Below are 26,060 nucleotides of genomic sequence, written 5' to 3' on the forward strand. Positions count from 1 at the left end.
GAGGATTATTAGTTATGGATTTCGGACGTATTGGTACAGCGATGATTACGCCGTTTAAAAAGGACGGTACGATTAATTATCCTGAGTTAGAACGAATTATTGATCATTTAATTGAAAATGGTACGGATTCAATTATTGCTTGTGGAACAACTTCGGAAAACCCGACAATGTCAACTGAGGAAAAAATCGAGGTCGTGCGCTTTACAGTCGAAAAAGTGGCAGGACGCATCCCTGTTATTGCAGGTACAGGTGATAACGAAACAGCCTACTCGATTATGATGACTCATAAAGCAGAGGAAAATGGGGCAAACGGAATCATGCTCGTAACTCCATATTATAATAAGCCAAACCAGCGCGGCATGTATGCGCACTTTAAAACAATCGCAAAAGAAACAAAACTCCCTGTCATGCTATATAATGTCCCTGGTCGTACAGGTGCCAATATTTTAGCTGAAACAACGATTGCGATCAGCAAAGACGTACCGAATATTACATGCATTAAAGAAGCAAGCGGTAACCTGGATCAGATGGGCGACATCATTGAAAATGTCGATCCGGATTTCTATGTATATTCAGGGGATGACGGGTTAACATTACCACTGCTTGCAATCGGCGGACGCGGCATTATTTCTGTCGCTTCACATGTAGTAGGAAAAGATATGCAGCAAATGGTTCGCGCATTTGAAGAAGGCCGCCATCAGGAAGCTGCACAAATTCACCGTGCATTATTGCCGCTCGTTCGTGCGTTATTTGCACAACCGAATCCATCTCCAATTAAATACGCGATGACAAAATTAGGCTTTGATACACTTGATGTACGGATGCCGATGATGGAAATGCTACCGGAAGAAAAGGCAGCATTTGATGAAATTTGGGATACGTATCAGGAAAAAGCAAAAAGTTTCCGCGCATTACAAGTGAACTAACACATAAACAGTCACACCTTCCGATGAGAAGCGGGTGACTGTTTTTTTATTTTTAGTCAGTATGAGGAAGATAGCGGATGAAGTGAGGAAGAATGGTCAGCAACTGAGGATTATGAGGCGGGGCTTGAGGATGATCGGCTACCAACTGAGGATTATCCAAATAAAACGGAGGATTAAAATTTCGGCATTCTGTAAAACGGTTGCGATTTTAATTTGCCCGCAGTTCCGTAAAAAAAGAAAATCACTTTTTTATTTGTACTAACGTCATTCTCACCGTATAATGAACTTTAAGTGGTTGCTGTTCGGAACAATTTAGGAGGAAATAAAGTGACAAAATCAAAAAATGAACTTATCCGTGTCATTCCATTAGGTGGAGTTGGCGAAATCGGAAAATCAATGTATGTAATAGAAATCGATGAAGAGCTTTTCGTAGTAGACAGTGGGCTCATGTTCCCAGAAGACGAAATGCTTGGAATTGATATCGTCATTCCAGATATCACGTATTTAGAGGAAAATAAAGAGCGCGTAAAAGGTATTTTCCTTACACATGGACATGAAGATGCAATTGGATCGATTGCGTATGTATTAAAGAAAATTAAAGCACCGGTATATGGTTCAAAGTTAACGATCGCATTGGCGAAGGAGCATTTAAAAGAATTGCCAGCACCTTACCAAGTGAAATTCTTTGAAGTATCGAGCAATAGTCGCATGAACTTCAATTCTACTTATGTGACATTCTTCCATACAACACATAGTATTCCAGATTCATTAGGTATTGTGTTCCATACATCTGAAGGCGCTATCGTTCACACGGGCGAATTCAAATTTGACCAGTCGGCAACAGGCAAGTTCAAGCCGGATTTGGCAAAAATGGCGATGCTCGGTGAAGAAGGCGTATTCATGCTTTTATCAGAATCAATGGAAGCAGAACGCCCAGGCTATACAACAAGTGAAGCCGTGATTGCGGAAGAATTGCAAAAAACGTTCCATTCGGCACCAGGTCGAATTATCGTAGCATTATATGCATCAAACTTTATTCGTATTCAGCAAGTATTTAGACAAGCTGCCGCATCGCACCGTAAAGTCGCGGTAGTCGGAAAATCGTTAGAAAAAATGGTCGATATCGGTGTGAACCTAGGCTATTTGGAAATCGATGAGTCAACACTTGTACCAGTAAACGAAATTCATAAATATCATGATGACGAAATTATTATTATGGCAACGGGCAACAAAGGTGAACCACTTGATGCACTAGATAAAATTGTGCGAAAACACCACCGTGACATTAAAATCAGAAATACAGATACAGTCTTGATTACATTTACACCATCACCAAGCATGGAAGTGCAAATGTATAACACGATGAACCAATTGGCTAAAGCTGGCGCACATGTCATGACTTCAAACAAAAAAGTCCATGTTTCCGGCCACGGCAGCGCGGAAGATTTAAAACTGATGCTGAACTTTATGAAGCCGAAATACTTTATTCCGGTTCAAGGGGAGTACCGCATGTTAATTGCGCACTCGAAACTTGCACAACAAGTGGGCTTGCAAAAATCACAAATCTTCATCGCAGATAAAGGCGATATTGTCGAGTATAAAAACGGCAAAGTGCGCATGACAGGGCGTGTACAAGCAGGGAATGTACTGATCGACGGAATCGGTGTAGGCGATGTAGGTAATATCGTTTTACGCGACCGTAAACTGCTTTCCCAAGACGGTATTTTCATTGTCGTTGTGACATTGAACCGTGCACAGAAGAAAATTGCTTCAGGTCCCGAAATTTTATCGCGCGGTTTCGTATACGTTCGCGAGTCAGAACAGTTAATGGAAGAAGCTTCTGAAATCGCACGCGAAGTGATCGAGAAGTATGTCGGCAAAGAAACGTTCGAATGGACAAACATTAAGCAAGAAATTCGCGACACATTAAATCAGTATTTATTCCAAAAAACAAAACGTCGTCCAATGATCATTCCGATCATTATGGAGTATTAATTTGAAGGGGAGACAACGATCATTGCTCCCATATCTATAATCAAAAAGGGTTTTCTTACATTAAGCGTGAGAAAGCCCTTTTTCTAACTAATTTTCCGGAGTGGGATGTACCTTGTTACTAGTATTAGAGAATGCTGGATAATTGCGGTAAAAACTAAAGTTTATTTGAAAAAAACTGATTTTTCGGTACATAGCAGTAATAACTATTCCATTCAGCACAAACTAAGTCAATTGATTAAATATAACGCATCACCACAACCCGGAAGCCTATATAGCAACTTTGGCGTCTAATATTAAGGAACAATTTTTAAGTAGGTGAACAAAGATTGGATAAAAAGAAAAGTACTAAAACAAAAGCAAAGGCAAAACCGACGCTAAAGCCAAAAACGAAAGAGGAGCTCCATCCGCTCGCATATGAAATTATCGGATTATTGCTGATTGCATTAGCCATTATCGAATTTCTGGAGTTCGGACTTGTTGGAAGAATGCTCCATTCAATCGCCATGTTTTTCTTCGGCAATCTGCATTTTATCATCCCATTACTATGCTTTTTAGTCGCTGGGATGTTAATGGTCAAACGCCGGGGTGTCCCATTTAATACCCGTGTCGTATACGGTGTGTTGTTTGTCGGTGCCAGCTTGACGATTTTCAGTCATAGCTTGTTATTCGAACAGATGCTTGCAACAAACACACTGTTGTCAAATTCCGTATTAAAGGAAACATGGAGAATACTCATCAGCACAGATGGAATCGTAAACCGCAGCAATGCGCTCGGTGGCGGTATGATCGGCGGATTATTATTCAGCCTGTTCCATGTATTATTTGATGCATCCGGAGCAAAAATTGCCGCATTTGTATTATTGGCCATCGGGATAATTTTAATTACCGGAAAAGCACTCGTGCCAATATTAGTAGAGAAGGCCCCTACACTTAAGGGAAAGTTCAAAAGAACGAAACGCAGCACAAGAAGTAAGCCAAAACCTGAACCTCAGCAGAAGCAGCGTCGTTCTAGAACCGAACCGATGATCGAAGAGGAAGCGGCTGATTTGGAAGACCTGATTATTACGACAGCAACGCCAACACATCATGAGCCGATCATTTCGAATTTTGTGGAGCAAGTAAAACAGGAACAGCAAAAAGGTATCGAAAACGAAGTGGAGGAAAAAATAAGTGAGCCGATTATGGCCGTAACATCCGAAACGGACCAAACCTACATTTTGCCGTCAATGCAGCAGCTGAACCCGCCGCCCGAACATGATCAAAGCGGCGAATATTCGGTTATTCAAACAAATGCAAAGAAACTGGAACAAACATTTTTAAGTTTTGGTGTAAAAGCGAAAGTGACACAAGTTCATTTAGGTCCTGCAGTGACAAAATATGAAGTAATGCCGGACACAGGTGTAAAAGTAAGTAAAATTGTCAGCCTTCAAGATGACTTGGCACTTGCCCTTGCAGCAAAAGATATTCGTATTGAAGCACCGATTCCCGGGAAATCGGCTGTCGGGATCGAAGTACCGAACAGTGAAGTGGCAGTCGTAACGTTACGTGAAGTGCTTGAAGCAAATGAGCAGGTAAAAGTCGGAGCCAAATTGCTGGTAAGTTTGGGACGCGATGTAACAGGCCAGGCGATTGCGGCAGAATTAAACAAAATGCCACACTTATTAGTTGCCGGTTCAACAGGGAGCGGTAAAAGTGTATGTATCAATGGTATTATTGTGTCACTATTGATGCGCGCAAAACCGAGTGAAGTAAAAATGATGATGATCGATCCGAAAATGGTGGAGCTAAGTGTGTACAACGGTATTCCGCATTTATTGGCACCAGTTGTAACAGATCCGCGTAAAGCGGCCCAGGCATTGCAGAAAGTTGTGTCGGAAATGGAACGACGCTATGACCTGTTTTCACATTCCGGTACAAGGAATATTGAAGGATATAACGAATATATCGATTTAAGCAATGAAGAGGCAATGGAGAAACAGCCGAAGCTTCCGTATATTGTCGTAATTGTCGACGAGTTGGCGGACTTAATGATGGTTGCGTCGAGTGAAGTGGAGGATGCGATTACACGACTTGCCCAAATGGCACGTGCAGCAGGGATTCACCTCATTATCGCAACACAAAGACCGTCTGTTGATGTTATTACCGGCATCATCAAAGCGAATATTCCTTCACGTATTGCATTTGCCGTGTCGTCGTCTGTCGATTCCCGCACAATCTTGGATATGGGCGGTGCCGAAAGATTACTTGGCCGCGGTGATATGCTGTATTTACCGGCAGGAGCATCTAAACCAGTTCGTGTGCAAGGTGCATTTGTAAGTGATCATGAAGTCGAAAGAATTATTAATAGTGTCATTGAGCAGCAAAAAGCTCAATATGAGGAGGCGATGATTCCGACTGATGAACCAATCGTTGACGTGATGGACGAAACGGACGACTTGTATGACGATGCCGTACAACTCGTATTGGAAATGCAAACAGCTTCCGTATCTTTACTGCAGCGCCGATTTAGAATCGGGTATTCACGTGCAGCCCGGATTGTCGATCAAATGGAGCAGCGCGGGGTTGTCGGACCACCAGAAGGAAGTAAACCACGTCAGGTTCTAGGAAATCGATTTTAACTAGGAAAACCTTGACATTGTCGCACTTTTCGGAATATATTCTTTTCTATAAGTTTTGAAATAAATTCGCTAATTTTTCACATTAACATGACACATTTAAAGAAATATGTTTTCTTTTTTCGTTTAAAGTGTTATATTATTCACGAATTAGTAGGAATGTTGTACATCAGATGTCTGATCTCTATGTTATGGTGGTGATACTAATTGACAATTAAAGCAGATCATCGTCATTTATACTTACAAGTTATTGATCGTTTGAAGTCAGATATAGATAAAGGGACCTATCGTGAGAACGAAAAATTACCCTCAGAATTCGAACTTTCAAAAACATTGGGTGTAAGTCGTGCAACGCTTCGTGAAGCACTGCGACTTTTGGAAGAAGAAAACGTTATTATCCGTCGTCATGGTGTTGGTACATTCGTCAATCCAAAGCCGGTCTTTACATCAGGCATTGAGCATTTATCGAGTGTATCTTCTATGATTGAAAACGCTGGTATGAATCCAGGCACAATCTTTATCAGTGCGAAGGAAGAAAAAGCCACGGAAGATGATGTGGAACGTTTCCAAGCTGACATTGATGACAATGTTATCACGATTGAACGTGTAAGAACGGCAGACAATGAACCGGTTGTTTACTGTGTAGACAAAGTACCGGCCAATTTACTGCCAAATGAATTTATAAGTAATCAAAACGTTTCGATTTTCTCGGCTTTAGAGCAAACCGGATCTATCCGTGTCGCATATGCAGTGACATATATTGATCCAGTAGGCTTCCACGATGAAGTATCACCGATATTGAAATGTGGGCCGGAAACAGCATTGCTTGTATTAAAGCAACTTCACTATGATGAAAATGATCGTGTTGTTCTTTATTCAAAAAATTATTTCAGAGCTGACAAATTCAGCTTCCATGTAGTACGTAAACGGGTGTAGAACAATAATTTCTATTATTTAATTCCTGCTAATATCAATTACCTTTGAGGGGGACTCATTAATGAAAAAGCGTAAATTTGGTTTATTAATTTCTTCTGTAGTAGCAACTGGTGCAATTTTGGCGGCATGCGGAACTGACGAAGAGTCAACTGATTCAAAAGACACTTCAAACAATGATTCTAAATCTGGTTCTGAAACAAGCACTGACTCAGGTTCTGGCGATTTCTCAATCGCAATGGTTACAGACGTTGGTGGCGTAGACGACAAATCATTCAACCAATCAGCTTGGGAAGGTGTTCAACAATTCGGTGCTGACAACGGCCTATCTAAAGGTGACGGTGGTTTCGACTACTTACAATCTCAATCAGATGCTGACTACAACACAAACTTAAACAACTTATTACGTCGTGACTTCGATTTAGTTTTCGGTGTTGGTTTCATGATGGGTGATGCAATTGAAGAGATCGCTAATGACAATCCAGATGCACAGTTAGCATTAATCGATGCTGAAGTAGAAGCTGATAACGTAGCAAACATCCTGTTCAAAGAGCAAGAAGGCGCTTTCTTAGCTGGTGTTGTTGCAGCTTCAATGTCTGAATCAGGCAAAATCGGTTTCGTAGGTGGTACAGATATCCCAGTAATTAACCGCTTCCACGCTGGTTTCATCGAGGGTGCAAAAGCTGTTAACCCGGACATCGAAATCCAAGTAAACTACACAGGTGTATTCGATGATGCATCTAAAGGTAAAATCGCTGCGAACTCAATGTACTCTTCTGGCGTAGATATTATTTTCCACGCTGCTGGTGGTACTGGTAACGGTGTATTCTCAGAAGCTAAAGAGCGTAAAGCAAAAGATAAAGATGCTAACGTATGGGTAATCGGTGTTGACGCTGACCAATATGCAGAAGGTCAAGTTGATGACTCTACTAACATCACTTTAACTTCTATGTTAAAAGGTGTTAACAACGCGGTAGTGGATATCGCTACTAAAGCGAAAAACGGTGAGTTCCCAGGTGGTACAACTACTGTTTACGGTTTAGCTGAAGATGGTGTTGGCTTAGCAGATTCTCGTGGTGCAATTCCTCAAGAAGTAATGGATAAAGTAGAAGAATATAAAGAGAAGATTGCTTCTGGCGAAATTAAAGTTTCAGAAGAAAAACCTAAAGATAAATAATAATTCTTAATGGTAGTCATCATAGGGGAATTATTCCCCTATGATGATTTTCTAATGTAAAGGTCTGTTTTAAATATTCGGTAAATTTAGTATTAAAAGAAATGTAAGCGTTATATTTTCATAGAATTGTAAGACAAGGGACTTATTTAGTGTAGAATTCGTCTGAAAAATTAATAGATGAAAGATTTTTACAAAAATCTTTCATGTGTTAATTTTATAAAAATACTTTTAAAGATAAATAGCCTAAGGGAGTGAGTCTAGTGGAATACGTGATTGAAATGCTAGGGATCCGCAAAGAGTTCGGTAATTTCGTAGCAAACAACAATATCACCCTCCAGTTAAAAAAAGGCGAAATTCATGCACTACTAGGAGAAAACGGTGCAGGTAAATCGACTTTAATGAATGTACTTTTCGGTCTATATCAACCAGAAGCCGGAGAAATTAAAGTACGCGGAGAATCAGTAAAAATTACAGATCCGAACAAAGCAAATGATTTAGGAATCGGAATGGTGCACCAGCACTTTATGCTTGTGGAAAACTTTACGGTTACGGAAAATATCATTTTAGGTAGCGAACCTACGAAACTGGGAGCTATCAATATTAAAGATGCTGCAAAAGATATCGCTGCATTATCGAAGAAATACAACTTGGATGTGGATCCATATGCGAAAATTGAAGATATTTCTGTCGGAATGCAACAGCGTGTAGAAATTTTAAAAACACTATACCGCGGTGCGGAAATCTTAATTTTTGACGAGCCGACTGCATCATTAACACCGCAAGAGATTACGGAATTAATGGCAATCTTAAAACTTCTGATTAAAGAAGGCAAGTCGATTATCATCATTACGCACAAGCTGAAAGAAATTATGGAAGTATCTGACCGTGTAACAATTATCCGTAAAGGTGAAGGGGTTGGAACGGTAGTAACAGCTGAAACCAATCCGGATCAGCTTGCGGAATTAATGGTTGGTCGACAAGTAGAATTCAAAACAGAAAAAGGGGAAGCAAACCCTACTGAAGAAATCTTCAAAGTCGAAAACCTTGTTGTAACGGATTACCGGAATGTCGAAAAAGTAAAAGGTCTGAATTTATCGATTCGCCGTGGTGAAATCGTTGGTATTGCAGGGATTGACGGAAATGGTCAATCAGAATTAATCGAAGCAATTACAGGACTGCGCAAAATCAAGAGCGGTAAAGTAACTTTAGGCGGCAAAGATATTACAGGTTTAAAACCGCGTGAAATTACGGAAACAGGTGTAGGACATATTCCTCAGGACCGTCACAAACACGGGCTAGTCCTGGATTTCCCTATTGGGCACAATATCGCACTACAAACTTACTACAAATCGCCAATTTCTAAAGGCGTTATTATGGACTATAAGAAGATAAATGAAAAAGCACGCCAAATCATTGAAGAGTATGATGTTCGTACAGGCCAGGGCGAAATGACGCCAGCACGAGCGCTTTCAGGCGGTAACCAGCAGAAGGCCATTATCGGACGTGAAGTTGACCGTGATCCGGATCTGCTGATTGCAGCACTTCCTACTCGTGGATTGGACGTAGGGGCAATTGAATTTATTCACTCTCGTTTAATCGAGCAACGTGATAAAGGGAAAGCCGTATTATTGATTTCATTTGAATTAGATGAAGTTATGAACGTTTCTGACCGCATTGCCGTAATTTACGATGGGACAATCGTGGATACGGTCTATCCGAAAGAAACATCTGAACAAGAGCTGGGCTTATTAATGGCCGGTGAAAAACGTAAAGCAAAGGCAGTTAAGGAGGGGAACGAATAATGTCAAATCGAGTTGTGAATCTGCTCGTTCCACTCATCTCGGTAGTTTTAGGATTACTCGTTGGTGGTATCATCATGGTTGTCAGCGGCTATGATGCAATCGATGGGTATACAGCACTATGGAATGGTATTTTCGGAGATTCTTATTCTATCGGTAATACGATCCGTCAAATTACACCTTATATTTTAGCAGGTCTTGCAGTAGCATTTGCCTTCCGTACAGGATTATTCAACATCGGTGTTGAAGGTCAGCTATTAATGGGGTGGCTTGCAGCGGCATATGTCGGTTATGCAATTGAAGGATTACCACGTATTATCCACTTGCCATTAGCATTACTAGCGGCTGCTGCAGCTGGTGCATTCTGGGCATTTATCGTCGGTTTCCTGAAAGCAAGACTTCAAGTACATGAAGTAATTGCTTCGATTATGTTAAACTACACAGCATTATATTTAACAAATGCAGCGATTAAATCATTGTCAGACGGCGGATTCAAAACGCCGACAGTATTAGAGTCAGCTACATTACGTAATCAGTGGTTACGTGAAATTACGGATAATTCAAGTCTTCACTTAGGGATTATCGTGGCACTGATCATGGTAGTTGTTATGTGGTTTATTTTAGAAAAAACAACTCGCGGTTATGAGTTGAAAGCAGTAGGGTTCAATAAAAACGCTGCTGAATATGCGGGTATGAACGTAAACCGCAACATCATTTTAGCAATGACAATTTCCGGTGTATTCGCCGGTCTGGGCGGTGCGATGGAAGCATTGGGAACATACCAAAACGCATCGATTAAAGCAGCGGCTTCAGGTATCGGATTCGACGGGATTGCCGTAGCATTACTAGGTGCAAACAATCCGATCGGTGTATTCTTCGGGGCTTCATTATTCGGTTCCCTGAAATACGGATCATTAAACATGCCGAACGAAGCAGGTATTCCGGAAGAAATCGTATCGATCATTATTGCAGTAATTATTTTATTCGTAGCTTCAGGCTACATTTTACGTGTTGGTTTACAGAAATTCGGAAAGAAAAAGGAGGGCAAGTAACATGAGCTTTTTAGAAGTGTTATACTTTATCGTCCCTTCTGCCCTTTTATACGCAACACCGCTTATTTTAACAGGTATCGGGGCTCTATTCTCGGAGCGTGCAGGGGTAATCGGTCTTGGTGTTGAAGGGTTAATGATTGTCGGTGCATTTACAGGTATTTATATCAACTTAGAATACTATGATGATTTTGGCAGAAATGTAATTTGGCTTGCGTTACTTGCTTCATTATTAGCAGGAGCAATTTTCTCGCTAATCATTGCGATCGCAGCAGTAACATTCCGTGCAGACCAAACGGTAACAGGTGTTGCACTAAACATGCTAGCTGCAGCAATTACAGTTTTCTTAGTAAAACTGATTTACGGTAAAGGTCAAACAGATATGGTTCAAGCACCATTACAACGTTTTGAAATACCGTATTTATCCGATATACCATTTTTAGGACCATTGCTGTTCCACAACGTGTATTCAACAACGATTATCGCGTTCATCGTGGCAATCGGTGCATGGTTCGTACTTTACAAAATGCCATTCGGTTTACGTATCCGCGCAGTTGGGGAACACCCGATGGCAACTGATACAATGGGTATTAACGTAGCGAAAATGCGCTATATCGGCGTTATGATTTCCGGTGCGTTAGCAGGTGTCGGTGGTGCATCATTAGCAATGACATCATCAAGTGACTTCTCTGCATCAACAGTAGCCGGACAAGGTTTCATCGCCATCGCCGCAATGATCTTCGGTAAATGGCATCCGATCGGAACATTAGGTGCCGCACTATTCTTCGGCTTGGCACAAACATTAAGTATCGGTGGCGGGAACATCCCATACATTCAGTTGATCCCACCAGTAATCCTGCAAGTCCTGCCATACGTTCTGACAATCCTGGCATTAGCAGGCTTCGTAGGAAAAGCAGTAGCACCAAAAGCATCAGGCGTTCCATACATCAAAGGAAAACGCTAATTATAGAACCGTCTGTACAAAGTGGATTTGTACAGGCGGTTTTTTGGTGTTGATTGAGTGGGAGGGCGTTGATTTATTAACCGAATTGCGGAGGAAAGTAGAACATCTTGAAGGTAAAGTAGAAAGTTTTCAGGCTAAAGTGAAAACTGTTTATGTAAAAGTAGAACGATTCGCCGGTAAAGTAGAAAGCGTGGAATTTATTAGCCGAGTTACGGGTGAAAGTAGAACATATTAAAGAGAAAGTAGAAAGTTCTCCGGCTAATGTAGAAACTATTCAAAGAAAAGTAGAAAGTTTTGCGACTAAAGTGGAAACTATTTAGGGAAAAGTAGAATGAATCGCAAGTAAAGTAGAAAGCGTGGAACTTATTAGCTAATTAGCTGGGAAAAGTGGAACGTCTAGAGGGAGAAGTAGAAAGTTCAACTTTTAAGGTAGAAACTATTCAATGAAAAGTAGAATAGGTAGACCGTAAAGTTTTTATTAGCCAAGTTGCGTTAAAGCGTGAACTTTGAATTTAAAGGGAATAAAATTCACCGTACCTTGCCTCAAATTAAATAAGCAGCCCAAACTTCATACAGAACCATAGTTGTGCGGAGTGGAGGGGCCGACTCCTTGGGGATTAAGCGTGCGCGGAAAATCCACTTGATGTATGCCGCCGTAGAGGCATACATCAAGTTAGTTGGAGCCACGCCCCCAGGAATAAAGGAACGAATGCTAAGAGCGTCACATCGTGTGACAACGCATTCGTGACCAACATCGTGTTGGCCTCCCGCAACGCAGCACAACGGCCCCCATTAAGAAACGCAGAAAGCGTAAAGAAATTTTATTTGAAAAAGAAATATTTTTTATTTTCACTCGTTCACAATTTTCATTCATAATTGTCACGAATTAGGGAATACTTAGTACGGATAATAACTTTGCACAAATCAAGGCAACACATGTATAGTAGAGAAGAAGCATTTATATTTATATTCACGAGGTAGTCAGGAGGAGTTTTTTTGTTTTTAACAACAGAAATTGCGAAAGGTGTTTCGCTTCATATACGACAAACCGCCCAATTCAAAACGGTGAACTTTTCGATAAAATGGAGAGCGCCATTAAATGAAGAAACAGCGGCACAGCGTACAGTATTATCGAATGTTCTGCAGCACAGCAACGAGAAATTTCCAACATCGGCAAGTTACCGCAGCTATTTAGATGACCTGTTCGGCACAGTATTGTATTTTGACACAGCAAAGCGCGGTCAGGAACATACAGTATTATTAAATGTCGAAACAGTAAACGACCAATATTTATCGCATGGCAATGTATTAAATGAAGCAATCGACCTGATCCAGGAAGCGATCTTCAAACCGAACTTCGAAAACGGTGTATTTAAAGAATCAATTGTCAACCGTGAAAAAGAAATGGTCATCCAACGAATCCAATCAATTTTCGATGATAAGTCACGCTACGCACAAAAACGTTTAACAGAAATTATCCGTCCAAACAGTGCAGCATCAATTTCTGCAAACGGTAATATCGAAGCCGTAAAAGCAATTACACCACAATCATTGACAAAAACATATGAAGATATGCTAGCAAATGATGTCATTGATATTTACGTTGTCGGTGATATTAATGTAGAAGAAATGACCGAAAAGTTAAAAGCAGCATTTTCATTTGCAGACCGCAATGTACTACAAAAGACACAAGAAAATACAGCTCCTGCAAATGTCGAACCATATACGAAAGAAACGCAGGATATGAAACAAGGGAAACTGCATATCGGCTACTCGACACCAGTACGATTCGGCGATGAAGATTTCCCTAAAATGCAAATTTTCAACGGAATCTTTGGCGGTTATGCCCATTCAAAATTATTTATGAATGTCCGTGAAAAAGAAAGTTTAGCTTATTATGCATCAAGCTCCTATTCTTCACAATACGGATTACTGTTTGTCGTGTCAGGTATTGAGCCGGCAAATGAAGAAAAGGCACGCAAATTAATTGCCGAACAATTAAAAGTGATGCAAAATGGTGAAATTACCGATTTGGAATTGGCGCAAACGAAGGCAATGCTTATTAACCAGTTAAAAGAAGCATTGGATTCACCTCGTGGCCAAATTGAAATTTTTGACCAATACAAAGTATTAGACGAACCGTTTACTATGGATACGTGGACTGCACGCTGGCAATCTGTGTCAAAAGAAGATGTGCAAAAAGTGGCACAGGATATTAAATTAGAAGCAACGTATTTCTTATGCGGTAAGGGGGAGTAATCCATGGAAACAATTGAATTCCAGCAACTAGATGAAACATTATATTACAAGCAACTAAACAATGGATTAGACGTATACATTTTGCCGAAAAAAGGTTTTTCAAAAACATTTGTGACATTTACAACGAAGTATGGTTCGATTGACCGTACATTCGTACCGATCGGAGAAACAGAGCCGATTACAGTTCCGGACGGGATTGCCCACTTTTTAGAGCATAAAATGTTCGAAAAAGAAGACGGGGATGTATTCCAAAAGTTCAGTGAAGTAGGCGCTCAGGCAAATGCATTCACATCATTTACCCGCACAGCGTACTTGTTCTCTGCAACGGACCATATTTATAAAAGTACGGAAACATTACTGAATTTCGTACAGGAGCCGTACTTCACGGAAGAAACGGTAAATAAAGAAAAAGGCATTATCGGACAGGAAATTACGATGTACGATGATCAGCCGGATTGGCGTTTATATTTTGGTGCGATTGAAAATATGTACCATAACCACCCGGTGAAAATTGATATTGCCGGCACGATCGATTCTATTGACGGAATTACAGCCGAGCATTTATATACGTGCTACAACACGTTTTACCACCCATCAAACATGCTATTGTTCGTAATTGGTGCAGTAGACCCTGTTGAAATGATGGCATTTATTGAAGATAACCAAAACAAAAAGACATTCCAGGAGCCGACAGACTTAAAACGCTTATTTGATGAAGAATCAACAAATGTAGCGGAAAAAGAGCGCGTGCTTCATATGGATGTGCAAAAGCCAAAAGTGTATGTTGGTTTAAAAGCGAAGCAAGTTGGTTTAAGCGGCGAAGAAATGCTGAAGCATGAGCTTGCTGTACAAATCGGGGTTGAATGTTTATTCGGCCGTGCTTCATCATTCTATACAGACGTGTATGAAAAAGGCTTAATCGATGAATCATACGGCTATGATTTCTCATTGGAAAACGGCTATGGATTTGCACTGATCGGCTCGGATTCGGAACAGCCGGAACAGCTTGCCAAATTGATTAAAGAAAAGCTGGCAGAAACAGAGCAAGGAAACTTATTTACTTCTGAAGATGTAGAACGTATTAAACGTAAAAAAATCGGTTTCTTCCTGCGTGCACTGAATTCCATCGAATTTATCGCCAACCAGTTTACACGTTACAAATTCAACGATATGAATTTATTCGATGTTGTACCGGTACTGGAAACAATTACAGTGGAAGATATCGAAAAAGCGTTTAAAACAATTCAAGGTGAAGAGCAACAAACGGTGTTTACAATTATGCCAGTTAGCGGGCGCGATCAAAAATGAAGAAGTTTGCATTAGTTTGCGGTGCTTCCGGTGCGATTGGGCAAGCGATTTGCCAGCAATTAGCACAGGATGGCTGGTCACTCTATCTGCATTATCATACTGGGCATACTGTCATTGACAGTATGCTTCAAGTGTTTACCGAGAACTTTCCGGATCAGGAGTTTATCCCAGTAAAAGCCGATTTCAGCATTGACACCGGGGCGGAGCAAATTGCCGCCCAAATTTTTTCATTACAGGCAATCGTTTATGCTAACGGCCATGCATTCTATGATTTACTGGAAAACACATCAGCCGAGGAAATGACGAAACTCTGGCACGTCCATGTACAAAATCCGATGCGTACGACGGCGCTGCTTGCGGGTAAATTACGAACGAACAAAGTCAGCTATGTGCTTGTCATTGGTTCAATCTGGGGTGATGTCGGTGCAGCTGGAGAAGTAGCCTACTCCGCTGTAAAAGGCGCCCAGCACAGCTTCGTGAAAGCGTACTCGCAGGAAGCGGCATTTAGCGGCATTCGTGTTAACGCGATTGCACCTGGAATTATCAATACAAAAATGAATGAAAAGTTTGATGCCGTGGAGCGCGAAATGATCGAAAGCCAAATTCCTTTGCAATCATTTGGCGAAGCGCTTGATATTGCGAATATGGCGGCTTTTTATTTGAGCGGACGCGCCGATTATGTAACAGGACAAATAATTCGAGTTAATGGCGGCTGGTACATATAATTTCCCGATATCCGCACATACTATTTGTGCGAGAGGAGGGAAAGCAAATGGGACTATTACAAAACTGGGAACAATGGACAAGCTTCTTAGGTAAACAAGTATCTGATGCAAAAGAAAGCGGCATGCCTAATAAAATGATTGAGAAAGCCGCAGTTCAGATTGGCGAGTATCTTGCGAAAAACGTTGACCCACAAAACGAGCAAGAGCGCGTATTATCAGATTTATGGTCTGTTGCCGAAAAGGACGAAAAGCAAGCGATTGCAAGCTGCATTATGAAGCTCGTTCAAAACAAAACAACACACTAATTAGTTTTACGGAAAAAATGTCACTCACTGCATTAGTGAGCGGCATTTTTTTATGGATGCAAAAGTGGGAATAAGCTCTTTGAAATGGCGATTAACTACTCGTGATTGACGATTAATCACAATAAAGTGGCGAATAAGCCCCTTAAGTTGATGATTATTCCATACATATTGGGGATTAACACTTAATAAGAATGTCCAAAAAATCCTCCTTCTTTTCAACAAATTTTCCTTGCATGATTTTCTATTAGTACCAATCTCCAACTGTAAATGCACGATTGTCCACCATTGATACTTCTAGAACGTGTTTTTTCAAAAATTATTTCAAGAAAACTAACAAAAACGTGGCTTTCTAACTTTTCAATAGGTAGAAAATCCGCTATGATGGAACTTGTAAGAAATAAATACGTTTCTATTATGAGGGGACAGATACAAAATGGGCGAATGGTATTTTGAATATGAAATTCAAGTGAATCGACCAGGTTTATTAGGAGATATTGCATCGCTGTTAGGAATGCTTCGCGTTAATATTGTCTCGATTAACGGTGTGGATGAGGAGCATCGAGGAATGCTGTTGTCTACAGAGAACGAAGAATCTATCCAGCGTTTTATTTCAATCGTCTCAACAATGGAAAATATTAATGTAACAAGATTTCGTGAGCCAAAGCTGCGTGATCGATTGGCTGTTCGGCATGGACATTATATACCGAAAGATGCGGATGAAAAAAATACATTCCGGTTCGTACGTGACGAATTAGGAATTTTAGTTGATTTTATGGCCGAATTATTTAAAAAGGAAGGGCATAAATTAATTGGGATCCGTGGAATGCCGCGTGTAGGAAAAACAGAATCAATCGTTGCTGCAAGCGTGTGCGCGAATAAAAAATGGATTTTCATCTCTTCTACTATGATTAAACAAACTGTCCGCAATGCGTTAATGGGTGATGAGTTTAATGGGAATAATATTTTTATATTGGATGGTGCCGTGACACGTCGCTCGACGGATGAACGCCACCAGCAGTTAGTTCGGGAAATCATGGGTATGCCGACGATTAAAGTCATTGAGCATCCAGATCTGTTCGTACAGCATTCATCATATAAAATAGAAGATTTTGACTATATTATCGAATTGCGCCATGAACCGAATGAGGAAATAACATATGAAATTATCGAAAAGAATAATATGTTATCGAGTACAGACCATTTTGGCGGGTTTGGTTTTTAGTAAATAAGAGGGCTTAGTGCCATCTTTATTTGAATATATTAAAAGTAGGTGTTTTTTTTGACGGAACTAGGAGCTCGCTTGAAAGAGGCGAGATTAGCTAGAGGTTATAGTCTAGATGATTTGCAAAATATCACGAAAATCCAAAAACGTTATCTAATAGGAATCGAAGAAGGCAACTATACAATTATGCCTGGTTCTTTCTATGTACGTGCCTTCATTAAGCAGTATGCCGAAGCAGTTGGATTAGATGCGGATGAAGTATTAACTGAGTATCGAAAAGATATTCCGGAAATGCAAAAAGAAGAAGTCGCCCAATCATTCACACAAAGTCCGAGTCGCCGCAATATGAAAGCGACATCGAGCAATAAGATGATGGAAGCAATGCCGAAACTGATCGTTGCATTGTTTGCGATTGTCATTATTATCGTTATTACAACTCTATACTTCCAAAAAACGGGCAGTACGCCGGATGGAGGAGAAGAGGAGATTGAACCGATCGAATACGAACAAAATCCGAATTCAACACCAATAAAACCTGTTGAAGACAACGAAGAAAACACAGAAGATGACACTGAAGAAAATGTTGAGCCTGAAGAACCTGTCACAGACGAGCCTGAAGTAGCTCAAACCATCAGTGAAGGTGTTGTACAAGGCGAAGATTCAACATTTGAAGTATCAGGTACAGACAGTTTGAAGATTCGTGTTGAAGTAGCAGGTGATACATGGGTTGGTATTCGTAATGAAAACCGCCAAGAGCAAGTAAGCGCACGTGTCTACAAAGCTGGAGAAGTAGTAGAACATGATTCAACGGCAAACGGTTATGCACGTATTCGCTTAGGAAACTCAAAAGTGGCAAAAGTTTACGTAAATGATGTAGAATTAGCTTACGCACAAGATATGGTTTCTCAAAACGTGATTTTAAAATTAGTGAATGAAGGACAAGGAGAGTAGTCATCTTAAAAGATGGCTCTTTTCTTTAGACGAAAGGTGTTAACAAATGAACATTCCAAATAAGATTACAGTCTCGCGCATTTTATTAATCCCACTATTTGTGATTGTAATGATGTTTGATTTCGGTTGGGGAAATATGACGCTGTTTGGCGCGGAAATGCAAGTGAACTATTTTGTAGGGGCACTGATTTTCATTTTCGCTTCGGCAACGGACTGGGTAGATGGCTACTATGCCCGCAAATATAATTTAGTGACGAACTTAGGGAAGTTTTTGGACCCGCTTGCAGATAAGCTGCTCGTTTCTGCTGCCTTTATTTTATTGGTGGAAATCGACCTGGCACCTGCCTGGATTGTCATTATCATTATTTCGCGTGAGTTCGCGGTAACGGGACTTCGACTGATTTTAGCAGGACAAGGGGAAGTCGTAGCGGCGAACCAGCTTGGTAAAATTAAAACTTGGGCCCAAATCGTGGCGATTTCTGCATTAATTTTACACAATACGATTTTTACATTAGTTGGCATACCTTTTGATATGATTATGCTTTATGTAGCATTGTTCTTTACAGTATGGTCTGGGTGGGATTATTTCTATATAAACCGCCGTGCATTATTGGATTCAAAATAAATAAAATTTCTAAAACTAGGTTAGAATTTCTTTTAGGATAGGTAATAGTAATAAGTATCCATAAAAGATAGAACAAGACTCGTGAACGCGAGGAATGTTTTTCTAATCTAGTTTTTCTTTATTTTTACAGCAGTTGCCAAAACAACTGCTGTAAAAAAAGCCTCTGGCAGATGTCACAGATTTTCTAAAGGTACTTTTGAGTATACGCTAGAGCGTATACTCAAAAAATCTGGACTCCATTACGCCAAGGTGAAATTGATCTATAGGGGGTTTTAGGAATGAATGCAGAAATTATAGCGGTAGGATCAGAATTATTATTAGGACAAATCGCCAACACGAACGCGAAATTTATTTCGAGCCAGCTTTCGGAACTTGGCATTAATGTGTATTATCATACAGTTGTGGGAGATAACGAGGCGCGGCTTTTAGAGGCAATCAAAATTGCGGAACAGCGCGCGGATGTAATTATCTTCTCAGGTGGTTTAGGTCCGACGAAGGATGATTTAACGAAAGAAGCAATTGCGAAACATTTGAATCGTACATTAGTATTTGATGAAACGGCGCTGTTTGCAATTGAAGAGTTCTTCTCGAAGCAAAGACGACCAATGACGGAAAATAACCGGAAACAGGCACTTGTACTGGATGGCTGTGATGTATTGCTGAACCAGCATGGCATGGCACCGGGGATGTTTTTGAAGGAAAACGACCGTATTTATATTTTACTGCCGGGTCCGCCAAAAGAACTTGAGCCGATGTTCCAATATGAAACGAAACCAAAATTGGCAGCACTTCTACATGACGGTGGGGTTATTTTATCGCATGTACTGCGCTTTTACGGTATCGGTGAAGCAGATCTGGAAACCCGCATACAGCATATTTTGGAGGAACAGACAAATCCAACTGTTGCCCCGCTTGCTTCAGACGGTGAAGTAACACTGCGTATTACTGCAAAAGCTCAGAATGAACCACAGGCATTCCGTTTGATTGAATTGAAGAAACGTGAAATTCTCGATATTGTCGGGGAATACTATTACGGTGTAAATGATGAATCATTAGGCTTCAAGCTTGTACAAATGCTTCTGGAGAATGAGTTAACGGTTTCCGCTGCCGAAAGTTTAACGGCCGGTCTGTTCCAGTCGGAGCTGGCAGAAGTTCCGGGTGTGGGGTCCGCATTAATCGGCGGTGTCGTAACATATACGAAAGAAGCGAAGATCAAACATCTCGGTATTTCCGGTGAACTGCTGGATGAATACGGAATCGTCAGCAGTGAATGTGCTGCAGCAATGGCGACACAAGTCCGCGAAAAGTTCGGTACAGATATTGGAGTTGGACTGACGGGGGCAGCTGGACCGGGGGATCATGACGGACAGCCTGCAGGATCGATCTGGGTCGGTATTAAGATCGGTGACAGAGAGCCATTAACGTACCGACTGCAATTAACCGGCTCAAGAAATACAAACCGGATTCGCGCGGTGAAGTTTACGTTCAGCTATTTAATGAGGGAATTGGCGAATCAAGGGTACAAAAAGCTGATTTAATTGTCGGTTTCTTTTGGTAAAGGCGATTTGATCACTGATTTAAAGGCATTTAGAAACATTCAAATAAAATGCGAAAATATGTTCGCTTTTTTCTTGAATGTTATCTCATTAGCAAGTATAATAGAGACATAAGTTAAATAAAGCTTTTTCTTAAGGAGGAAATAGTTTGAGCGATCGTAAAGCAGCATTAGATATGGCGTTAAAACAAATAGAAAAACAATTCGGTAAAGGTTCTGTCATGAAACTGGGTGAAAACTCAAACCGTCATATGGAGACAACTTCATCAGGCTCTATCGCAATTGATGCAGCATTAGGTATAGGCGGCTACCCGCGCGGACGTATTGTAGAAGTTTACGGACCGGAATCATCTGGTAAAACAACAGTTACATTACATGCCATCGCAGAAATTCAGGCAAACGGCGGTACGGCAGCGTTTATCGATGCTGAGCACGCACTTGACCCGGTATATGCACAAAAATTAGGCGTTAACATTGACGAATTATTATTATCACAGCCGGATACAGGTGAACAAGCACTTGAAATCGCGGAAGCATTAGTACGTTCTGGTGCGATCGATATTATCGTAATCGACTCTGTAGCAGCATTAGTACCAAAAGCAGAGATCGAAGGCGAAATGGGTGACTCGCACATGGGTCTTCAAGCGCGTTTAATGTCTCAGGCATTACGTAAATTATCAGGTGTTATTAACAAATCGAATACGCTTGCTATTTTCATCAACCAAGTTCGTGAAAAAATCGGTGTTATGTTCGGTAACCCGGAAACAACAACAGGTGGACGTGCTCTTAAATTCTACTCTTCTATCCGTTTAGAAGTACGTCGCGGTGAAGCGATTAAGCAGGGAACAGAAATTATCGGGAACAAAACGAAAATCAAAGTTGTAAAAAATAAAGTAGCGCCACCATTCCGTACAGCGGAAGTTGATATTATGTACGGTGAAGGGATTTCAAAAGAAGGCGAAATCGTCGACATCGGTGCAGAACTGGACATCATCCAAAAAAGCGGTTCTTGGTATTCTTACAACAGCGAACGAATCGGCCAAGGTCGTGAAAATGTAAAACAATTCTTCAAAGAAAACCCTGCAATGAAAGAAGAAGTAACAGAAAAAATCCGTCAACACTTCGGTATCGGCGAACTAGGCTACACAATCGGCGCCAATGATACAACAGGCGAAGAAGAACTGGACGAACTAGAATTATTCGAAGACGAAAAAGAAAAAGAATAATGTTACAGACCCAAGCGGAGTAATTTGCTTGGGTTTTTGTTTTTGTTGGGGGTATGGATTTTGTTCAAAGTATTGCTGATGGGGTATGCCAGGGATTTTATTAGAACAAATATGCGGTTTATTAGAAGAACTCTGAGTGATATTAGAAGATTTGAAGAGGATATTTAAAGATCGGGAACACTTATTAGAAGAAGTGCAGGATATATTAGGGAATCAAAAGTTTATTAGAACAAATAAAAATATATTAGAACATTTTAAGATTTATTAGAACTTCCGGCCGCCAGCAGCGCCTCAGCTGGATATATTTTGGTAAAATTAGGTTATACTAAACCACAGGGTCCACAAGCTCTCTCCAATAACACCAAACCTTATTTAGAAAATTTTAGGATACACTAAACCCTATCACCACCACCAAACCAACTCAACCAAAAAATATAAAAAACCCCTTAAACCATGGCTATTCTTGACATACCTTATTTTGAACTATACAATTAAAATGTATAATTTCTAAATTTTGAAATGAATAGGCGGTATGTTTGAACAATTCAGATATATTGTGCCAACTAAGAGAACATCAGACATATATAGGCATAGGAGGGAAACGATATGGAAATGATACTCCCTGCTTTGCTAGGATTCGCTGTCGGTGTCGCTGTTATCTATTTCTACATGAAAAACGTGAATGAATCAAAAGTGACTGGTGCAAAGCATGTTGCCGAGCAAATCGTGGAAGACGCGAAACGTGAAGCAGATGCACTTAAAAAGGAAGCACTGCTTGAAGCAAAGGATGAAACTCACAAATTTCGAACTGAAGCGGAAAATGACATTCGTGACCGTCGTGGAGAGCTTCAGAAACAAGAGAACCGTTTATTGCAAAGAGAAGAAAACCTTGACCGCAAAGATGATACTCTGAACAAAAGAGAGATAAGCTTAGAGCGTAAAGAAGAAGCTCTAGCTAGCAGACAACAGCATATTGAACAGATGGAAAGCAAAGTAGAACAACTTGTTGCAAGTCAAAAAACTGAGCTTGAGCGCATTGCAGCTCTTACGCGCGAAGAAGCGAAAGAGGTTATCTTGAAGGAAGTTGAAAACGAACTTTCTACAGATATCGCTGTAATGACGAAAGAATCGGAATTGCGTGCAAAAGAAGAATCAGACAAAAAGGCTCGAGAAATTTTATCACTTGCATTACAACGCTTTGCAGCTGACCATGTTGCAGAAACAACAGTGTCCGTTGTAAATCTGCCGAATGATGAGATGAAAGGCCGTATCATTGGTCGTGAAGGCCGTAACATCCGTACATTAGAAACGCTTACAGGTATCGATTTAATTATTGATGATACACCTGAAGCAGTTATTTTATCCGGCTTTGATCCGATCCGCCGTGAAACAGCTCGTCTCGCATTGGAAAAACTAGTTCAAGATGGTCGTATTCACCCGGCACGTATCGAAGAAATGGTTGAAAAATCTCGCCGTGAAGTGGATGAGCAAATCCGCGAAACTGGTGAGCAAACAACATTCGAAGTAGGTATTCATAACCTGCATCCGGATTTAATGAAAATCCTTGGTCGTATGAAATACCGTACAAGCTATGGTCAAAATGTATTGAAACACTCAATCGAAGTAGCCCACTTAGCAGGATTACTTGCTGCTGAACTAGGCGAAGATGTAACATTGGCGCGTCGTGCAGGTTTACTGCATGATATCGGTAAAGCAATTGACCATGAAGTCGAAGGAAGCCACGTTGAAATCGGTGTGGAACTGGCAACGAAGTATAAAGAACACCCAGTTGTTATTAACTCAATTGCTTCCCATCACGGTGACACAGAAGCAACTTCAGTTATCGCCGTACTTGTAGCAGCAGCCGATGCATTATCAGCAGCTCGTCCAGGTGCCCGCAGTGAAACACTGGAAAACTATATTCGCCGCCTTGAAAAGCTGGAAGAAATTTCGGAAAGCTATGACGGCGTTGAAAAATCATTCGCGATTCAAGCAGGTCGTGAAGTACGTATCATCGTACAACCTGAAAAAATCGATGATCTTGCATCACATCGTTTAGCACGAGATATCCGCAAACGTATTGAAGAAGAACTCGATTACCCAGGTCACATTAAAGTGACAGTTATTCGTGAAACACGTTCAGTGGAGTATGCGAAGTAATTAACTTACTAACAATTGAAAATCCTTAAACTTTAGAATAAAAGACACCCAATTTTCTCTGTGAGGGAAAGGGGTGTCTTTTTGTATTTCTCTTAGAGGGTTTCAAGAATATTGTTTTATTATGGGAAATTTAGGCGATATAAAAGAAGTGAGGTGCCCAATTTAGACGAAGAGTTGGTTAATTAAGCGGAGATTTTCCTTAGATATGTAAATTGTGTCCAATTTCTTCATTCTAATTGTACAATTAGTCAGTTCGTTACATAGTGATTTATTCTTATAAAATATTTCTTAATGCTATTTAAATGCTAAATTCTTATTGTAATTAAATTATTTTAGAGTATTATAAATAGTATTATATTATTATTTAAAAAGAAAATTGTGCAAATATTTCCACCTTTCAAATCGCTATGATATAATCGGCATATCTTGATAAAAAAATGGAGGTTTATACATGAAAAAACAATCTTATAAAAAATTGTTCAATGTAGCATTAACTACCACTCTAGCAGCTGGTGCAGTTGTAGCAGTAGCACCACAAGCGCAGGCGGCAATCAGCTTCAAAGACGTAAAAGAAACAAACTCGCACTATGAAAACATCATGAATCTAGCGGAGCGCGGTATTATCCGCGGTTATGAAGACGGTACATTCCGTCCGGGAGATTCAATCAAACGCGGTAACGCAGCACACATTATTGCAGAAATCATCGGTCTAGACACTAAAAACGTTAAAAACCCTAACTTCAAAGATATTTCTACGAAAAACTCAAACTACGGTGCAATTGCAGCATTAGCAAATGCGGGCATTATTAACGGTTTCGAAGACGGTACATACCGTGCGAACGATATGCTAACACGCGGTCAAATGGCTAAAATTATTGACAACGCATTTAAATTAGCTTCAAATGACGAAGCGCTTCCATTTACAGACGTACAAAATTCTCAATATAAAGAACATATTGCTGCATTATATGCTAACAACGTAACAACTGGTAAAACACCAACGTTCTTTGATGCAAAATCAAATGTAACACGCGCTCAATTATCATCTTTCGTAGTGCGCGCTGAAAAAGCAGCAGCTACACCAGCACCAGGCACGCCAACAGTTGAAGAAGGCGTATTTACTGTAGGTTCAGTAGTTGGGAACACAGTGAAAATTGGAAATGAAGATTTCGAAGTTTCAACAGAATTAGCAGCTGTATTTAATGCAGACAACGCTGCAGCATTACAAGATTCTGTTGTAACACTTGTTGTTGAATACGCACCTGAGACAGTAGCATCTACAACACCAGTATTTGCAAAAGGTAAAGGTAAAATCGTAGGCATCAAAACGTTAAAATTAGTAAAAGACAATACAAGCTTTAATCCAAAAGGATTCAAGATTGCTAAAATTGAAGCTGCAGCTAAATCACTTACATTAGTAAATGTTAAAGCTGATAACCTTGAGCTTCCAGCAAACAGCTCTGTAACAATTTCAGGCGGTGAGATTGCTAATTTAGTAGTAGCTGATGATGCAGCTGTTACATTAAATAACACTGCAGTTACTACACTTGAAGTAAAAGGCGACGGCAAAATTACAATCGGTGAAGGTACAACCCTTACTACTGTAGTTCTTGAAAAGGGCAAAACTTTAGCTGATGTTGTAACAAACTATGAAGCAGTAAAATCTCAATTAGCGAATGTTAAAGTAGTAGAATCTGATGGTACAGTTGTAACACCACCAGTAACTCCTCCAGTAACACCACCAGTTGGAGGCGGCGGTGGAGGTTCTACACCACCTACACCACCAGTTATTACTGAGCAACAAAAACAAGAATATATCTCTAGTTTAAATGCAAAATTAAACGGACTATCAGTTGCCGGTGTTGATAGTATCGTTTCAAATGATACTGCTGTAACAATTACTGCTTCTCCAAGTATTAATAAAACTCAATTAGCAACTGTGTCTAATGATATTATTAGTAACTTTATGGGTCTGGGAACAACAGCATTACTAGATTCAGTAACAATCGGTGGAGGAATTTATACTCAAAATAGCCCGTTGGATTTAGAAGCAATCGCGATTGATTTGGCAGTTGCACTTGGTATTAACGGACAGGAAGCTGCAAATGTAAACAATTTAGGTGGTAACTTACCAATTTGGGACGCATTAAGCAAAAGCTCTTATTCAGGTAACATTACATTAACATTTAAAGACGGCTCTTCAACTCCAGTATCTATTACTTTAGAAGAAGGCACTGTTCAATAAAATAAACAACAAAATTCCCTA

At 40.3% G+C, this 26,060-nt stretch carries 20 protein-coding genes; all 20 read left to right on the top strand.

Features of this window, described 5'->3' with window-relative positions; all coding sequences use genetic code 11:
• Nucleotides 1–14 precede the first annotated feature (14 nt).
• Nucleotides 15–926 (top strand): 4-hydroxy-tetrahydrodipicolinate synthase, encoded by a 912-nt coding sequence (gene dapA / locus AC6CH1_RS02945; RefSeq protein ID WP_251689245.1) that lies wholly within the window; start codon nucleotides 15–17, stop codon nucleotides 924–926.
• Between the two features lie 327 nt (nucleotides 927–1,253).
• Complete coding sequence (locus AC6CH1_RS02950; protein WP_251689243.1) at nucleotides 1,254–2,921, top strand: ribonuclease J; 1,668 nt, start codon at nucleotides 1,254–1,256, stop codon at nucleotides 2,919–2,921.
• A gap of 326 nt (nucleotides 2,922–3,247) precedes the next feature.
• Complete coding sequence (locus tag AC6CH1_RS02955; RefSeq protein WP_498316259.1) at nucleotides 3,248–5,539, top strand: FtsK/SpoIIIE family DNA translocase; 2,292 nt, start codon at nucleotides 3,248–3,250, stop codon at nucleotides 5,537–5,539.
• Nucleotides 5,540–5,743: 204 nt separating this feature from the next.
• Nucleotides 5,744–6,472: a GntR family transcriptional regulator gene (locus tag AC6CH1_RS02960; protein ID WP_079525331.1), complete on the top strand. Its 729-nt coding sequence runs from the start codon at nucleotides 5,744–5,746 to the stop codon at nucleotides 6,470–6,472.
• Between the two features lie 61 nt (nucleotides 6,473–6,533).
• Nucleotides 6,534–7,646, top strand: coding sequence for a BMP family lipoprotein (locus AC6CH1_RS02965; protein WP_498316260.1), 1,113 nt, complete (start codon nucleotides 6,534–6,536; stop codon nucleotides 7,644–7,646).
• Between the two features lie 260 nt (nucleotides 7,647–7,906).
• Nucleotides 7,907–9,448, top strand: coding sequence for an ABC transporter ATP-binding protein (locus AC6CH1_RS02970; protein WP_427710887.1), 1,542 nt, complete (start codon nucleotides 7,907–7,909; stop codon nucleotides 9,446–9,448).
• Nucleotides 9,448–10,497, top strand: coding sequence for an ABC transporter permease (locus AC6CH1_RS02975; protein ID WP_350477309.1), 1,050 nt, complete (start codon nucleotides 9,448–9,450; stop codon nucleotides 10,495–10,497). Before AC6CH1_RS02970 ends, AC6CH1_RS02975 begins: the two co-directional genes overlap by 1 nt.
• Before the next feature lies 1 nt (nucleotide 10,498).
• Complete coding sequence (locus tag AC6CH1_RS02980) at nucleotides 10,499–11,458, top strand: ABC transporter permease (protein ID WP_498316261.1); 960 nt, start codon at nucleotides 10,499–10,501, stop codon at nucleotides 11,456–11,458.
• 46 nt (nucleotides 11,459–11,504) lie between these two features.
• Complete coding sequence (locus AC6CH1_RS02985; protein WP_498316262.1) at nucleotides 11,505–11,693, top strand: hypothetical protein; 189 nt, start codon at nucleotides 11,505–11,507, stop codon at nucleotides 11,691–11,693.
• Between the two features lie 761 nt (nucleotides 11,694–12,454).
• Entirely contained in the window at nucleotides 12,455–13,717 is a 1,263-nt protein-coding gene (gene yfmF / locus AC6CH1_RS02990; protein WP_498316263.1) for an EF-P 5-aminopentanol modification-associated protein YfmF, read from the top strand.
• A gap of 3 nt (nucleotides 13,718–13,720) precedes the next feature.
• On the top strand, nucleotides 13,721–15,025 hold the full coding sequence (yfmH, locus tag AC6CH1_RS02995; RefSeq protein WP_498316264.1) for an EF-P 5-aminopentanol modification-associated protein YfmH: 1,305 nt from the start codon (nucleotides 13,721–13,723) through the stop codon (nucleotides 15,023–15,025).
• Nucleotides 15,022–15,750 (top strand): elongation factor P 5-aminopentanone reductase, encoded by a 729-nt coding sequence (gene ymfI / locus AC6CH1_RS03000; RefSeq protein WP_498316265.1) that lies wholly within the window; start codon nucleotides 15,022–15,024, stop codon nucleotides 15,748–15,750. The genes yfmH and ymfI overlap by 4 nt, the downstream gene beginning before the upstream one ends.
• A 47-nt stretch (nucleotides 15,751–15,797) precedes the next feature.
• Nucleotides 15,798–16,055 (top strand): DUF3243 domain-containing protein, encoded by a 258-nt coding sequence (locus tag AC6CH1_RS03005; protein ID WP_079525348.1) that lies wholly within the window; start codon nucleotides 15,798–15,800, stop codon nucleotides 16,053–16,055.
• A 433-nt stretch (nucleotides 16,056–16,488) separates the two neighbouring features.
• Nucleotides 16,489–17,277: a DUF3388 domain-containing protein gene (locus AC6CH1_RS03010; RefSeq protein WP_251689227.1), complete on the top strand. Its 789-nt coding sequence runs from the start codon at nucleotides 16,489–16,491 to the stop codon at nucleotides 17,275–17,277.
• A gap of 48 nt (nucleotides 17,278–17,325) precedes the next feature.
• On the top strand, nucleotides 17,326–18,228 hold the full coding sequence (locus AC6CH1_RS03015) for a helix-turn-helix domain-containing protein (RefSeq protein ID WP_498316266.1): 903 nt from the start codon (nucleotides 17,326–17,328) through the stop codon (nucleotides 18,226–18,228).
• 46 nt (nucleotides 18,229–18,274) lie between these two features.
• Entirely contained in the window at nucleotides 18,275–18,853 is a 579-nt protein-coding gene (pgsA, locus tag AC6CH1_RS03020; RefSeq protein WP_008403198.1) for a CDP-diacylglycerol--glycerol-3-phosphate 3-phosphatidyltransferase, read from the top strand.
• Between the two features lie 278 nt (nucleotides 18,854–19,131).
• Entirely contained in the window at nucleotides 19,132–20,391 is a 1,260-nt protein-coding gene (locus AC6CH1_RS03025) for a competence/damage-inducible protein A (protein ID WP_498316267.1), read from the top strand.
• Between the two features lie 166 nt (nucleotides 20,392–20,557).
• Nucleotides 20,558–21,634 carry a recombinase RecA gene (recA, locus tag AC6CH1_RS03030; RefSeq protein WP_498316268.1) on the top strand — a complete coding sequence of 359 codons (1,077 nt, stop codon included), beginning with the start codon at nucleotides 20,558–20,560 and terminating at the stop codon, nucleotides 21,632–21,634.
• A gap of 606 nt (nucleotides 21,635–22,240) precedes the next feature.
• Nucleotides 22,241–23,794 carry a ribonuclease Y gene (gene rny / locus AC6CH1_RS03035; protein ID WP_079525364.1) on the top strand — a complete coding sequence of 518 codons (1,554 nt, stop codon included), beginning with the start codon at nucleotides 22,241–22,243 and terminating at the stop codon, nucleotides 23,792–23,794.
• A 451-nt stretch (nucleotides 23,795–24,245) separates the two neighbouring features.
• Complete coding sequence (locus AC6CH1_RS03040) at nucleotides 24,246–26,039, top strand: S-layer homology domain-containing protein (RefSeq protein ID WP_498316269.1); 1,794 nt, start codon at nucleotides 24,246–24,248, stop codon at nucleotides 26,037–26,039.
• Nucleotides 26,040–26,060: the final 21 nt, after the last annotated feature.

The organism is Solibacillus sp. GQ1 (genome assembly GCF_059758555.1).

Coding starts and splice junctions, on each gene's coding strand:
- AC6CH1_RS02965 (WP_498316260.1), top strand. CDS start 6,534: ATGAAAAAGCGTAAATTTGGTTTATTAATTTCTTCTGTAGTAGCAACT.
- yfmH (WP_498316264.1), top strand. CDS start 13,721: ATGGAAACAATTGAATTCCAGCAACTAGATGAAACATTATATTACAAG.
- rny (WP_079525364.1), top strand. CDS start 22,241: ATGGAAATGATACTCCCTGCTTTGCTAGGATTCGCTGTCGGTGTCGCT.
- AC6CH1_RS03010 (WP_251689227.1), top strand. CDS start 16,489: ATGGGCGAATGGTATTTTGAATATGAAATTCAAGTGAATCGACCAGGT.
- ymfI (WP_498316265.1), top strand. CDS start 15,022: ATGAAGAAGTTTGCATTAGTTTGCGGTGCTTCCGGTGCGATTGGGCAA.
- AC6CH1_RS02980 (WP_498316261.1), top strand. CDS start 10,499: ATGAGCTTTTTAGAAGTGTTATACTTTATCGTCCCTTCTGCCCTTTTA.
- dapA (WP_251689245.1), top strand. CDS start 15: ATGGATTTCGGACGTATTGGTACAGCGATGATTACGCCGTTTAAAAAG.
- AC6CH1_RS03005 (WP_079525348.1), top strand. CDS start 15,798: ATGGGACTATTACAAAACTGGGAACAATGGACAAGCTTCTTAGGTAAA.
- AC6CH1_RS03025 (WP_498316267.1), top strand. CDS start 19,132: ATGAATGCAGAAATTATAGCGGTAGGATCAGAATTATTATTAGGACAA.
- AC6CH1_RS02975 (WP_350477309.1), top strand. CDS start 9,448: ATGTCAAATCGAGTTGTGAATCTGCTCGTTCCACTCATCTCGGTAGTT.
- AC6CH1_RS03040 (WP_498316269.1), top strand. CDS start 24,246: ATGAAAAAACAATCTTATAAAAAATTGTTCAATGTAGCATTAACTACC.
- pgsA (WP_008403198.1), top strand. CDS start 18,275: ATGAACATTCCAAATAAGATTACAGTCTCGCGCATTTTATTAATCCCA.